Origin of the sequence: Dyadobacter soli (assembly GCF_900101885.1) — a bacterium.
GTDB lineage: Bacteria > Bacteroidota > Bacteroidia > Cytophagales > Spirosomataceae > Dyadobacter > Dyadobacter soli.
Window position 1 is genome coordinate 46,472 of sequence record NZ_FNAN01000025.1, and the last position, 13,345, is coordinate 59,816.

Below are 13,345 nucleotides of genomic sequence, written 5' to 3' on the forward strand. Positions count from 1 at the left end.
AATTATCAAGTGCGTTATGTGCTGAATGCCAAGCCTACTGTCAGATTAGCGCGGAATCTCAATTTCCAACTTTCCGGTTGTTTCTCATAGTTGCAGGAAGTGTTCAAATCGACATATCCGTTTTTGAACAGGCGTTGCTGAATGCCCATAAGCGGCCCCGCGCGAAAGTTTTCGGAGTTGAGTTTGAAAGTGAATTCTTGCAGTTGAATTTTAATAACATCATCCCACCTGCTCGGTCTCGTATGAATTCCGCGATAAACAGCGTACTCTGAATTGATACCTGCGTAAATGCCGGATAAGTCGCTTCCGACTTTTCCAAGCCTCAATTTTCTCTTTTGATTCAAATAAAACCTCGGTTGGATACTGAAAATATGGGCCTGCTCCCTGGACTTTGTTTCATATGCATACCATCCACCAAACCAATCAGTCTTGATACGCCCATGGAGATAATTAAAAGCGCTTTGAAGATTCAAATCATATTGAAAATTGAATGATATCGGCATCTCCCCGAGAAGGATCTCGTAAGCAACGCTTGTACCCAATGCCTTCTGCATTTTCCCAAATTTGAGATCCGGGATTTGTATTTTAAAATGCTGATTTACTTGCTGGTCGCAGCGTATGAGGTCGCAAAGTAGCGGTTTGGCAGTTCTTTTCCAGTCACCAACTGCCAATCCCAGGTTAATTTCTGTGAATAGGTTCCAGTTATTAAACAAGTTTTTTTGTTCAAAAGGATCGTTTTTTCGCAGACCTATTGACAGGTCCAGAAATCCGTTGTTGAGGAAGCGCCTTTGAAATCCGGTCCTGAGCGCCAAAGCTTGTCTAATGCTGCTCGGCAGTATGGTGGTGTATTCGATCGCCGCATAGTTACCTGTGAAGTTATTTGCGCTTCTGCCGGATTCAATTCTTCCCTTCATATCGTAATACCACCGTAGCTGGCCTCCCACCGCGATGTTTTCAAAAATCCAACTGAGCGGAATTGCATTACCGACCAACGGTACCTGACCAAAAACACCTATTGAGAATTGCGGTGCCAGCTTGTGTTCATAACTGATTTGGGCGGCCGAATTTTTAAATCCCTTGTCGTTGTATAATGCGAACGGTGTTGACTGTTGATACTGTGAAATGCCAAATTTGAAAATATTCCTGGTCGGTATTTTGTTCATGAAGATATTTTCATACCGATCAATAAACCTCACAGGCGGGAGTGAATCATATTCTTCGGTAAAAGTAATTTGCGTAGTATCCTGGCAAAATGCATTAGTTGCATTTACCAAACCCACCAGCAGCAAGTACCATTTTATCATTCTCGATTCTTACATTTCAGGAAAGAGGCGCCTCCTCGATTCAAAGGTTGTATGGACGCTATTTTTTATTTCTGCCAGGCGCCATTTAATGCCTGAATATACTTTTCGATGTAAAGGCTTTTTGAAGCGCTTTTGTATTGCATGATAAATCGTGGGTGTTCCAAAGGTATGATCTTGCCGAAAAAACCATGATCGTCGTTGAGCTGCTTTAAAAATTTGGCGTTCTGCCCGGTGCCAAGGCAAAAGCAGGTGTCCGTAGCTATTCCGAGATCAATAAGTTGCCGCATACTTTTGACTATGAATGGGTAAACTGCTTTCGTCAGCGCTGCGCTATCGTAGTAATTATAATTGATTTCTTTTCCTTCCGAATTGATTTTTGTGATGGCCAACGGGAATGGTGAGTTGATATAAAATTGGCTGTAAAAATCGCTTACGCCGCCAAAAGCATTGATCATTTCATACATAAATACGGACGAAATCTCATGCGTCTGCTTTCCGTTGTAGGGGATTTTGCATTCGCTGACCAAGCGTTTGGTATCCGTGAAGGGAATGCCTGTTACCCCGGCGCCTAGCCGGCTGGGATTGATGCCCAGAATGATGCGGCGTTGTTTTTGATCGCCGAGATACCTTTGGGCGAAAACCCTGAGGTTGTCCATAGCCGTCGTGGACTCAATAAATGGATTGATAACGCCGATGCCATTCGGCAGGGCCGAACCGGAGTAAATCAACTGTTCATGGAAACGGATAACATGCTCTCCAAATGTCATAAATTTTCGAATTCGTTGCTGGCAGGCAAAGTTGAATGTTATTATTGTAAAAAATAAGAAGTTTGAATTGTTTCATTGCGGTAAATAGTTGTCGATAAAAAGTTGATTAAACCCATAGAACTTACTACTATTCAATCCGGATGAAAAGCATCAGAACCTTCTCTCTTTCACGCCACAGCAAACTATTTTCAGTACCTGACAATGGAAGGGAATACCTGTTCGTCCGTTCCGGTGATACGCCTTATCAGGAGGAGCCCTACCGTGCGGAAAGTTATGCGCTTGCGTATATCAAGGAAGGTGGGGTCAGGATCAACGTTGGGTTGTCGTCGTGGGAGGCGGCGGCACCGTCCATTATTACGCTGGCGCCGTCGGACATTCGCTTTTTTACCAAAAGCAGTGACTTGCTGAAAATGGATGTAATATTTTTCAGGGACACCTTCCTGATGGAGCGCTACCCCGACCCGTTTTTTCTTTCCAAATTCGATTTCTTTGGTAACGACGATCACCATGTCCTGCCGCTTGCTGATGCCGGTTTTACCAAAATTAACTCGATCTATGAGCTGATCCATCTCACGCACGAGACGGGTAACGTGCATAAGGCCGAACTCGTGCGCAACTACATCTTTGCGCTGATCTACGAAATCGACGGCGGCTACCGGCAGAACCATATCCTTAATTCGATGCCGCAGCGGGAGCATCCGTTATTTTTGAAGTTCAGGCAACTGCTCAGAAGTAACTACCTGCAAGAGCGCAAGCTCGATTTCTATGCTGAAAATCTGCATCTTACACCCAAGTCGCTATCTGCGGCGATCAAGAAGCAAACGGGGAAGCCGGCCGGTAAATGGATCGACGATGCTGTAACACTGGAAGCGAAGGTGTTGCTTCAAAACGAAACGCTTACAGTAGCGCAGGTTGCCGAAATGCTCAATTTTTCGGACCAATCTGTTTTCGGAAAATTCTTCCGGGCGAATGCAGGATTGTCGCCGATAGAATACCGGAAGAAATTCAGCTGAACCGGCTCCGGGTACACTTACGCCATTTCGACGAACATTGAGGTGTTTCGGGCTACAATATGACCCCTTTTCGGAGGGAATTTTGCCATAACAAAACTTTAAAAAGTGGGAACAATGGCAAAGTTGTCAGTCTTCAAAACAAAAATAGCCCGTCGCCATGAAGCCGGTATATTTTAAAAGCTGGGTGGGCAAATGGCCGTGGGCGATGCGCATCGGGCTGTTTATGATGCTGCTCTCGGCCCTGGTGCAGCTGGGGATGTTTGTGCTTACGCAGGCGTACATGGTTTCTTATCTCGGAGCCCAGCCGGAGGATGTTTCGTTTGCGATCATGTCGACGTACGCGGGCATTATCACCGTCATACCGGTTCAGTTCCGCTTTTTCAGGTATTTCCAAACGCGGAGTTACCTGCTGGTGAACATGATGCTCGCCATTGCGTTGAACTGTATTTGCCTGCAATGCCGGGACGTGGACCAGTTTCTGGCGATCAGGTTCCTGCAAGGGATCGTATCGGGCGGTATCATTGTATTTACGCTGCACCTGATTATTTCGAGGCTGCCGTCGGACCGTGTCCAAACCGTCGCCCCGGCGGTATTTTACGGGACAATGCTGAGCAATACCGTCCTCATTGGCCTCGTGGCGGGCGTGGTAGTGGAATCGGCCGATTGGCAATCGACTTACTATTACCTGATCCTGTTCCAGGTGCTGATGCTCCTGGTCATGTTATCAATGCTGAGACGTGTTTCCGGCCACCGGCCCTACCCGCTGTACCAGATAGACTGGATTGGAATGCTCCTGTTCGCCTGCGCCGCGCTTGCACTCGCTTACACTACCATTTACGGTTCCAAATATGACTGGTTCACCGACCCACGGATTCGTTACGGCGCCGCGGTGGCCACCATCGGCATTGTTCTCTTCCTGTACCGCCAGCACATTGCGAAACGACCGGCAATCCACCTCAGGATATTCCGATCGCCGAATTTTGTGGCCGGTGTTTGCCTGCTGGCGATTTACTACGGTAGTAAGGACAGCGTAAACCTGATTTTCAGCTACACCGCTGGGTTACTGAAATGGAGTACGTTTCAGGTTATCCAGCTGGGGGCCTGTAATATGGCTGGAATGGTGGGGCTGCTCATAATCAGCACCCGCATGTTGCTGGCGAAGAAAGTTACCATCCGTACGCTTCTGATCACCGGTTTCGCGCTGCTGGGCGCATTCAATTTTTGGATGTGTTTCCTGATCACACCCGACCTCAGCTATGCCGATTTGCTCCTTCCTGTCATGATGCAGGGAGCGGCGTCGGGGCTCTTGTTTGTTCCCATTATGATATTCGTGCTCTCATCGGCACCGAAGGATACCGGTGCGAGTGGTCTGGCTGTTGCCGCATACACGCGTTTTACAGCAACATTGCATTCCATCGCCGGTTTTTACAACCTGCAATTGTATTTCAACCAGCATTTCAAAGAAAGATTTCTCGCTCGCCTCACGCCCGAAAACCTGAATGTCGCCGCCCGCCTGGATCAGTACCGGTCGGTTTTCTTAACCAAAGGATTCACGAATCAGCAGGCAGAGAGGCTGGCCGACGCGGCTATATGGCAAAACCTCACCCAGCAAAGCCAGCTCCTGACGAACCGCGCGTTGTTCATGCTCTTTGCCGTGGTATCGCTGGTGATAATGCTGCTCATCATCGCTGTGCCGCCGATTAGTCGGGCAATCCGGCATTGGAAACGAAAAGCGGATAGCATACCTCACCGGGCCCCGTTCATCGAGGCAGGTAACGTATAGCACAAAACGTCATTAACCATTATTTTTTAACCATCATGACAAACATCGAACAGCCGGAAGCGCCAGCGGCCAGCATTCCGCAGCCTGCATTACCCACCGAAATTACAGGTTCACAAGCCGTCCTGGAAGCGTTGATCGCCGAGGGGACGGATACTATTTTCGGGATTCCCGGCGGCGCTATTCTCCCGATTTATGACACGCTTTATGATTACAGGGAGCAACTGACGCACATTTTGGTCAGGCACGAGCAGGCGGCGGCACATGCTGCGCAAGGCTATGCACGCGTATCCGGGCGGGTAGGGGTGGTTTTCGCTACGAGCGGGCCGGGCGCCACCAACATCCTTACCGGCGTGGCCGACGCGCTGATGGACAGCACGCCGCTGGTTTGCATTACGGGCCAGGTGTACGCGCATTTGCTGGGGACGGATGCATTTCAGGAAACGGATGTAGTTAACATTTCGGCGTCGATCTCCAAATGGAACTACCTCATTACCGATGCGTCCGAAATTCCGGTGATACTAGCCAAGGCATTTTACATTGCCCGCACAGGCCGGCCGGGACCGGTGTTGATCGACATTACTAAAAATGCCCAGCTTCAAAAGTTTAAATATGCAGGGTATAAGCAGGTGACGGACATTAGAAGCTACAAGCCGAGGCCAGTTGTGAAGCCGGAGGCGCTCGAAGCCGCCGCCGCATTGATTAACAATGCATCCAGGCCTATGATTCTCTGGGGGCAGGGGGTGATTTTGGGTAATGCCGAAGAAGAATTCAGGGCTTTTGTGGAAAAAACCGGTATTCCCGCAGCATGGACGCTCCTCGGCGCCGGTGCCATCCCCACGGATCATCCGCTGAATGTCGGGATGCTCGGTATGCACGGAAACTACGCGCCAAACGTGCTGACGAACGAATGCGACGTGCTGATCGCCATCGGAATGCGTTTCGACGACCGGGTAACAGGCCGGTTGGACAAGTATGCCCGGCAGGCGAAGGTCATCCACCTCGACATCGACCGTGCCGAGATAGGTAAGAATGTGAAGACGGAAGTTGCGGTTTGCGGTAATTGTAAAGAAACGATCCCTATGTTAACGAACCTTGTTGCAAAACGGAACCATCAGAAATGGGCAGCAATGTTCCGGGCGCTTTACGGGGAGGAACTGGAACAGGTGATCTCCCCGGAGCTCAGTCCTTCGACAGGCGGCATTACCATGGGCGAAGTGATCCATCAACTGAATTTGCTCACCGGCGGTGAAGCGATCGTGGTGACGGATGTGGGGCAGAACCAGATGGTAACCTGCCGGTATATGAAGCTGAACAACACGCGCAGCAGCGTCACCAGCGGAGGCCTGGGGACAATGGGTTTTGCTTTGCCGGCGGCTATCGGGGCCAAATTTGGCGCGCCGCACCGGGAAGTCGTAGTCGTTGCGGGTGATGGCGGGTTTCAGATGACTTTGCAGGAGTTGGGCACGATAATGCAAACCCGGCTTAACCTTAAAATTATCATCCTCAATAACCACTTTCTTGGAATGGTGAGGCAATGGCAGGAGCTGTTCAGCGATTCGCGCTATTCTTTTGTCGATATAGAAAGCCCGGATTTCGTGGCCCTTGCCGCTTCGTATCAGATCGGCGGCAGGCGCGTGGCGCAGCGGGAGGATCTGCAAGCGGCGTTGGCGGAAATGCTGTCGCATAATGGCGCATTCCTGCTGGAAATAATGGTTATCAAGGAAAACAATGTATTTCCGATGATTCCACAGGGGGCAAGTATCAGCGAAATCAGGCTGCGCTGAATGGGATTGGCTATTTTTGTTTAAACATCAATATGAAACCCAACCAGGAAGTAAATGAAGCGCCCGCGATGTTGACGGACATCCTTGCGGAAAACCTGACCGTCGTATTTTGCGGGATCAATCCCGGATTGAAGTCTGCCATCGACGGTCACCACTTTTCGGGCAGGAGCAACCGGTTCTGGCGGGTGCTTTATCTGGCAGGTTTTACACCTTATGAAATTGCTGCGAAAGATGATCGGAGCATATTGGCATTCGGGTACGGCCTCACCACCGCCGTCGAGCGCCCGACAGTGCGGGCAGATGAGTTGTCGCTCAGCGAGTTTCGTGATAGTTTCAGGGCATTTGAACAAAAAATGCATGCCTTTAAACCCCGGTATATCGCTTTCCTCGGGAAGGCGGCATACCAGGGCTTCTCACGGCAAAAGGTTGTAAACTGGGGTATGCAGGACGGAAAAATTGCGGGGGCAAACATTTGGGTACTCCCTAACCCCAGCGGGCTCAACCGCGGCTTTTCATTGCAGGCCCTGGTAAATGCTTATGCGGAGTTTTTGAAAGCGATTACGCCGTAGCGGCCAAGTTTTTGTCGTTAACTGCGCCGGGCGATGAAGCCCGGTACACCGGTATTGACAACATTGTTGAATCTCTGCCGGGTCTGAATGCGGGTAATTGCCTCGAATGCATCATCGGGGAGTAGGGAAATATCAAAGTTTTCTCTCGCCCTTTCCACGGTTTTAGGCGTGGTGAGCAGGGCCGTGCCACGTTGAGCTGCCCAGGCGAGGAGCACCTGCGCGGGTGTTTTTCCAACTCTTTCAGCTATTTCCAAAACCACCGGGTCTTCCAGCGGCCCGGGTTTGATACCGTGGCCCAACGGCGCAAAAGCGAGGAACACGATGTTCTTCTCTTTGCAATATGCTAGAAGCTCTTCTTCCGGCAGGTACGGATGTGCTTCCACCTGAACCGCCGCTGGCTTGATCCGGGCGGCTTCGTAGATCGATTTCAGTTCATTTAAACTGACATCGGATAACCCGATAGCCCGGCATTTACCGGCATCGACCAGTTGCTCCATTGCCTGCCACGTGTCGAGCAGGGTTACGCTCTTGTCGTAAATCACGTTTCCGTTCTCGTCGCGCGGGTCCTGGTCTTCGCCGGGTTGAAATGCAAACGGGGTATGGATCAGGTAGAGATCCAGGTAGTCCAGTTGCAGCCTGTCCAAACTCGCCTGGAATGCGGCCGCCACGCGATCCGGCCGGTGGTTGGTGTTCCAGAGCTTCGTGGTTACGAATAGTTCTTCCCGGGAAATGCCGTACTTAATGAGTCCTGCTTTCAATGCTTCACCGACTTCCCTTTCATTCTTATACCGCTCGGCGGCATCGAAATGCCGGAACCCGGCTTGCAGTGCATTCATAGTGGCAGTGATGGTCAATGCCGGATCGGCGATCAAAGTCCCGAATCCGAGCAAGGGCATCGGAATGGAATCGTGTATTGTTTTCATTTTTCGTCGTCTGATAGTTCGGTGATAAAGTTCAGACCAATCGGTGAGGAAGTCTAGACCAAAACGCTGTAATGTTCGTCGAATTGGCTGATCCTTGAAATTGTGCCGCTGGCTGGATATATTTGTTTATACACGAATTGAAAGACACCACCCACGTACCATCATGCATTCACTCGATTATTTGCGCGACGAGATCAGAACCTACTTCCCGGAATCGAAGGAACTACAACTTTCGTCCGCATTCGACGGTCAGCGACGCTTCAATTTTTACTTCGAAATAGCACCGGAACAGCGCCATTTGCTGTATCTCAACTGGGACGGCGATATTGAAGGTTTTACTTTGAAATGCCTGGAATTTCCCGACGCGGACCTGTTGAAGGAACTGACCGGCGCTTACACGGAAAAAGGCTCTAAAATGTTCAATATCGGCCAGCCGGTCGCGGCGCTTTCATTTGTTTATCAGGGAAAAGACAACCTGAGGGTGCGTAATTACCAGGGCAGGACGCATATCGATGCCCATGAAATATCGGCGCGGAATCTGATGTATGCGGTGAATCCGTTTGAATGAACGGCATGTATCTGGATGTTCATACCCATTACCCGATTAGCGATCCGGCTGTGCTCGTCATCGAAAACCGGCTCGACGGGTTCGATGAAGCCACAGGTAGCGCACATGTAAGCGCAGGCCTGCACCCGCGGTACATCCAGGCCGAAACGCTTCCCGATGATTTTGACAAACTGCGCCGGTACGCCTCCCGCCCGGAAGTGCTGGCCATCGGCGAATGCGGGCTCGACAAGCTTACGGCAACCGATTGGAACATGCAATGCCGTGCATTCGAATGGCAGATCGCGCTGGCGGAAGAGCTGCGAAAACCGCTGGTGATCCATTGCGTGAAGGCATTTCAGGAATGTCTGGAGTTTTTGAAGCGAACCAGCGTTCCCGTCATTTTTCATGGGGTCAATAACCGCATTACTTTGGTCAGGCCGGTGATAGAGGCAGGCTATTTCCTGTCGTTCGGGAAGACTTTACTGCATCCTAATGCGGCTATTTTGGAAACATTCAGGGCTGTTCCGTTGGAGCAATTGTTCCTCGAAACCGACGACAGCCCTACCGACATCCGCGAAATCTACAAAACCGCCGCACAACTGCGGAATATTCCCGAAAAAGAGATTGTTTTGCAGCTCGAATCGAATTTTGGTAAAGTATTTAAACGATGATGGAGGATTTTTCCTGGCTTTCCAGGACGGAACTGCTGGTTGGAAGAGATAACCTGGTGAAGCTCAGCCAAGCGCATGTGCTGGTGATCGGTTTAGGCGGAGTAGGCTCGTTTGCGGCTGAATTTGTATGTCGTGGCGGGGTAGGGACGATGACCATCGTCGACGGCGATGTGGTGGACCCGACCAACCGCAACCGCCAACTGCCCGCATTGGCAACGAACCACGGCCAAAGCAAAGCCGATATCATGGCCGAGCGGCTCAAAGCCATCAACCCGGAACTGACATTGCACGTGGTGAAGAGCTTCGTAACGCCCGACGCCGTGGGGCATATCCTGGACATGGCGCACTACGATTACATTATCGACGCGATCGACAGCGTCACGCCCAAGCTGACGTTCCTCACGCAGGCGCACAAGCGCAACCTGCGCATCGTGAGTTCGATGGGTGCGGGCGGGAAAATGGACCCGACGCAACTGAAAATAGTCGATATTTCAAAAACGTATAACTGCCCTTTCGCGCAGCAGGTGCGGAAAAACCTCAAAAAGGCAGGCATTTACAAGGGCATCAAAGCCGTGTTTTCAACCGAGGAACAAATCCGCGAATCGCTCATCCTCACCGACGGCAGTAATTACAAAAAATCGGCCTACGGGACGATGCCCTATTTGCCGGCAACGTTCGGCGCCACCTGCGCTTCCGTGGTGTTGCGGGATTTGATTGGCGCGAATTATTAATGTGCGGTTTTTACGGCAGCGTCTTTCTTGGAGGATAGTTTTCGAGATTTGAGAAAGGCGCTGAATTCCTTTTCTTCCTTGTCAGTCAGCCTTCTATCGACAAGTACAAGATCTTTCTCGTCTATTTTTTTGAAATCTATCATGGGTCAGATTGCTTAAATTGTTTGTCTTAAATAGTTTTTTGTCAGCATCATCGCTTCCCGGGTATCGATGAACATCCTGTTCGGTCCAAAAAGCTTGGCGCCGAAACTTTTCTGGTAATGCTCAATAAGTTGTGTCTTGGGAACAAAGGACACAACGCCATCATATTTCAGGTCAAAAGAAAGCTTGCAGGCAGTTGCAAACAGATTCCCAGCCACACCACAATATAACTTATTTTTTCCTTTATTCCAGCTCACATTCTCAATTAAATGCATATAAATATGGTCGCCTTTATCGGTTACGCTAAGCAGTCCCTGCACGGTCGAAGGTTCATTCAACAGCTCAATTTTGAGCACTCGTCTGTCCTTACGGCATAGCTCCGAATGCCAGTCAAACAGCCAGTCGGCGGCGCGGATCTGTGAACGTTTGGTACTTTCGGCGCAGCTGATGCACGTCCCAAACATCTCCCCGGTGAGGGAGTGCTGAACGGAACCGGTAAAATTGAGCGTATTGCAGGCAATGCGATGCGGTTGGCTTGAATGCATTGCCGAATTTATTCAGCAGGTAATGGCTCCACGAATCCGATGTGCAAACAGCACCAACGGATGAGCAAATGGCTGTAAAGGCCCCGTTCCGACTACTCACAATTTCCGAAGTGGTTGTTAACAATTGTTAAAGACCGGGCGGACGGTCTTTAATGGGTGTTACTCGGGGAATTCCATTTCGGTTTCGGAGAAATGGCAGAGGCCGTCGAGGAGTTCGCTGAGCTTGGCGCCTGTTTCCGACAAGGTGTATTCTACGCGGCTCGGGACCTCGCGGAAATTGTCGTTACGGATGATCAGCTTGTGCTGTTCGAGCAGTTTCAGGCGATCCGCTAAGATGTTGTCGCTAATGTGTTTAAGGTCTTCTTTCAGCGTCGAAAACCGGTTGTTGCCTTCTTCAATGCTGAACATCACTTCGGTCAGCCACCGTTTGCTAAGCAGGTTGATCAGTTCGTTCAATGTACATTTCTCTTCCAGGAACGTCTGATTGTAGTAATTCGTCGAGGTCAGTTTTCTCATAGTTTCGGCTCATTTATATAGGAGCTACTCACAATTTACACAGATAATGGTCGCTTGTCAACATGGTTGAGTAAGGGCACGTGCTGCGTTTTGCCAATCATTCTGTATTATTTTAATAAAAAAGATAAAAATAGTGGGGTATATATTCCTGAAATAAGTCTCATCTAGAAAAAGTGACAGCTACCACGAGATGAGACCACGCATTACTCCGGATGAAGCTCAGAAACTTTGGAACGACTACCAGTCGGGCGACATGTACGCGCTGGCGAACATCATGCAGGCCTACTATTCCGACCTGTTCCACTGGGGCCTGAGGCTGCACGGCGAGCGGGAATTCGTGAAGGATTGCATTCAGGATATGTTCGTCAACCTCTGGAAATCGCAGCAGTCGGCCCGCGCGGGGTCACTTCCTGCCGCTATCGTGTCGAATGTGCGTTCCTACCTGCTCGTGGCGCTCAAAACGCGGATTTTACGCGAGTTGTCGAAAAAGCATGTCACGCATCAATCGATGCTCTCGGATGAATATTCGTTTTCGGTGGAATTCTCTTCCGACCTCCGGCTGATCGACGAGGAACATGAAATATACCAGGTAAGAAAGCTTGAAGGCGTGCTCAACAACCTGTCTGAAAGGCAAAAGGAGCTGATTTACCTCCGGTTTTACCAAAGCCTGAGCTTCGAGCAGATCGCCGAGGTAATGAACCTGAGCAGGCAATCGGTTTACAATCTCCTGCAAAAATCGCTGGGGAGCCTGCGAAAGCATTACGACGTGAGCTCCTGAATGTCGATCACCGCAATGCGTATAGTGTAGAACGTAACAGAACTAAAACCGGAATGAAGCCTTACGAATCGTATACCATTGAAGATTTTCTGGAAGATGAGAGCTTCCGGAAATGGGTGCAGGGCCAGGGCACGCAGGAAATTTTCTGGCTGTCTTTCCTGGAAAAATATCCCCACCAGCGCGACGCGTTCCGGCAGGCGGAGGCGCTCGTGCGTGCGGCGAATGTAGCGGAGGAATGGATACCCGAAAAGGAAATTCGTGCTGAGGTAGAGCGATTTATCGAGCAGGTAGCCGGTGCAGCGCCGCATTTGCAGATCGGTTTCTCAGATGATGACGAAGAGCCGGAAGTGCGCAGTGGTTTCTGGAAAAGATGGCTGATCGCCGCCGCCGCTGTGCTCGTACTGGGCGCGGGAATTGGCTGGTATTATTATCAGAACAATGACCTGGAACCAAGGATTGCAACAGCCGATACCAGCCCGCCCAACTTGGTTACCACGAGAAACGATAGTGACAAACCATTGAAAATCACATTGTCAGACGGGTCCGAGGTGACGCTAAGCGAACAAAGCAGTTTGAGATACCCCTCGGAATTTGAAGACGGCGCGCGAGTCGTATACTTAACCGGCGAAGCGATTTTTTCGGTAAAAAAACAAGGTCAGACTTTCATGGTGCATACCGGCAAAGTGGTGACCAAAGTGCTCGGTACGCGCTTCGTGGTGAGCGCATTCGACGAGGACCGGAACATTACCGTGCAGGTGCAAACGGGCAAGGTGTCGGTATATGTGGATAAGCCTTCGGAAAACGAAGTCAAAGGGCTCATTATCACGGCTAACCAAGCCGCGGTGTTTGAAAAAAGCGCCAACCAGCTTTCCAAAACGGTCGTCGAGAACCCCGAGAAGCTGCCGGATAATCCGGTTGAAAGTATTTTGAAATACGATGAAGTACCGCTGCCGGTCATATTGAGGGATATTGAAAAATCGTATGGTATCCCCGTTCAGTTCGACGCCGACAGCTTTTGGACCTGCAAAATTACGGTGGCTTTCTCCGACGAAAGCATGTATGACAAACTGAGCATTCTCTGCAAAACGGTTTCGGCCGGCTACGAGATCGTCGACGGACAGATCGTCGTCAGCGGCCAGGGTTGCAGTAAATGAAAATGGCAGTGCGGAACACTGCCATCAAGGTCGGATCACGAGCGGCCACTCGCCAAAGTTACACGCTCGGTATCTGCAAGTTCCCGGTTAAAAGAACCCTTTAAACCCTGTCCAAAAGT

At 50.2% G+C, this 13,345-nt stretch carries 14 protein-coding genes; 9 read left to right on the plus strand and 5 right to left on the minus strand.

Annotated elements, in window-relative coordinates; all coding sequences use genetic code 11:
- Positions 1-14 precede the first annotated feature (14 nt).
- Together BLQ88_RS31700 and BLQ88_RS31705 are read right to left on the minus strand one after the other, a co-directional pair.
- On the minus strand, positions 15-1,289 hold the full coding sequence (locus BLQ88_RS31700; RefSeq protein ID WP_218132975.1) for a hypothetical protein: 1,275 nt from the start codon (positions 1,287-1,289) through the stop codon (positions 15-17).
- 80 nt (positions 1,290-1,369) lie between these two features.
- Entirely contained in the window at positions 1,370-2,071 is a 702-nt protein-coding gene (locus BLQ88_RS31705; RefSeq protein WP_090157042.1) for a uracil-DNA glycosylase family protein, read from the minus strand.
- 140 nt (positions 2,072-2,211) lie between these two features.
- Here BLQ88_RS31705 and BLQ88_RS31710 point away from each other — a divergent pair, with 140 nt between their 5' ends.
- From BLQ88_RS31710 to mug, 4 genes are all read left to right on the plus strand, one after another.
- Positions 2,212-3,084, plus strand: coding sequence for a helix-turn-helix domain-containing protein (locus BLQ88_RS31710; RefSeq protein ID WP_090157043.1), 873 nt, complete (start codon positions 2,212-2,214; stop codon positions 3,082-3,084).
- Between the two features lie 157 nt (positions 3,085-3,241).
- On the plus strand, positions 3,242-4,867 hold the full coding sequence (locus BLQ88_RS31715) for an MFS transporter (RefSeq protein WP_090157044.1): 1,626 nt from the start codon (positions 3,242-3,244) through the stop codon (positions 4,865-4,867).
- A gap of 35 nt (positions 4,868-4,902) precedes the next feature.
- Positions 4,903-6,651 carry a biosynthetic-type acetolactate synthase large subunit gene (gene ilvB / locus BLQ88_RS31720; protein WP_090157045.1) on the plus strand — a complete coding sequence of 583 codons (1,749 nt, stop codon included), beginning with the start codon at positions 4,903-4,905 and terminating at the stop codon, positions 6,649-6,651.
- 32 nt (positions 6,652-6,683) lie between these two features.
- Entirely contained in the window at positions 6,684-7,220 is a 537-nt protein-coding gene (gene mug, locus BLQ88_RS31725) for a G/U mismatch-specific DNA glycosylase (protein ID WP_218132976.1), read from the plus strand.
- Between the two features lie 17 nt (positions 7,221-7,237).
- On the opposite strand, the gene BLQ88_RS31730 is transcribed toward mug, so the two are convergent.
- Entirely contained in the window at positions 7,238-8,143 is a 906-nt protein-coding gene (locus BLQ88_RS31730; protein ID WP_090157046.1) for an aldo/keto reductase, read from the minus strand.
- 163 nt (positions 8,144-8,306) lie between these two features.
- On the opposite strand from BLQ88_RS31730, the gene BLQ88_RS31735 reads away from it, so the two are divergent.
- Genes BLQ88_RS31735 through BLQ88_RS31745 form a run of 3 tightly spaced genes read left to right on the plus strand, consistent with a single transcriptional unit; the run spans position 8,307 to position 10,092 of the window.
- Positions 8,307-8,711 (plus strand): hypothetical protein, encoded by a 405-nt coding sequence (locus BLQ88_RS31735; protein ID WP_090157047.1) that lies wholly within the window; start codon positions 8,307-8,309, stop codon positions 8,709-8,711.
- Positions 8,708-9,361 carry a TatD family hydrolase gene (locus BLQ88_RS31740; protein WP_090157048.1) on the plus strand — a complete coding sequence of 218 codons (654 nt, stop codon included), beginning with the start codon at positions 8,708-8,710 and terminating at the stop codon, positions 9,359-9,361. The genes BLQ88_RS31735 and BLQ88_RS31740 overlap by 4 nt, the downstream gene beginning before the upstream one ends.
- Complete coding sequence (locus tag BLQ88_RS31745) at positions 9,358-10,092, plus strand: tRNA threonylcarbamoyladenosine dehydratase (protein ID WP_310590161.1); 735 nt, start codon at positions 9,358-9,360, stop codon at positions 10,090-10,092. The genes BLQ88_RS31740 and BLQ88_RS31745 overlap by 4 nt, the downstream gene beginning before the upstream one ends.
- 155 nt (positions 10,093-10,247) lie before the next feature.
- Here the strand turns inward: BLQ88_RS31745 and BLQ88_RS31750 are convergent, their stop codons facing one another.
- Together BLQ88_RS31750 and BLQ88_RS31755 are read right to left on the minus strand one after the other, a co-directional pair.
- On the minus strand, positions 10,248-10,778 hold the full coding sequence (locus BLQ88_RS31750) for a hypothetical protein (RefSeq protein ID WP_143016977.1): 531 nt from the start codon (positions 10,776-10,778) through the stop codon (positions 10,248-10,250).
- Between the two features lie 159 nt (positions 10,779-10,937).
- Positions 10,938-11,294: a winged helix-turn-helix transcriptional regulator gene (locus BLQ88_RS31755; protein ID WP_090157050.1), complete on the minus strand. Its 357-nt coding sequence runs from the start codon at positions 11,292-11,294 to the stop codon at positions 10,938-10,940.
- Positions 11,295-11,484: 190 nt separating this feature from the next.
- Here BLQ88_RS31755 and BLQ88_RS31760 point away from each other — a divergent pair, with 190 nt between their 5' ends.
- Both BLQ88_RS31760 and BLQ88_RS31765 read left to right on the plus strand, forming a co-directional pair.
- Positions 11,485-12,072: an RNA polymerase sigma factor gene (locus tag BLQ88_RS31760; protein WP_090157051.1), complete on the plus strand. Its 588-nt coding sequence runs from the start codon at positions 11,485-11,487 to the stop codon at positions 12,070-12,072.
- A 53-nt stretch (positions 12,073-12,125) separates the two neighbouring features.
- Positions 12,126-13,226 carry a FecR family protein gene (locus BLQ88_RS31765; protein ID WP_090157052.1) on the plus strand — a complete coding sequence of 367 codons (1,101 nt, stop codon included), beginning with the start codon at positions 12,126-12,128 and terminating at the stop codon, positions 13,224-13,226.
- Positions 13,227-13,345: the final 119 nt, after the last annotated feature.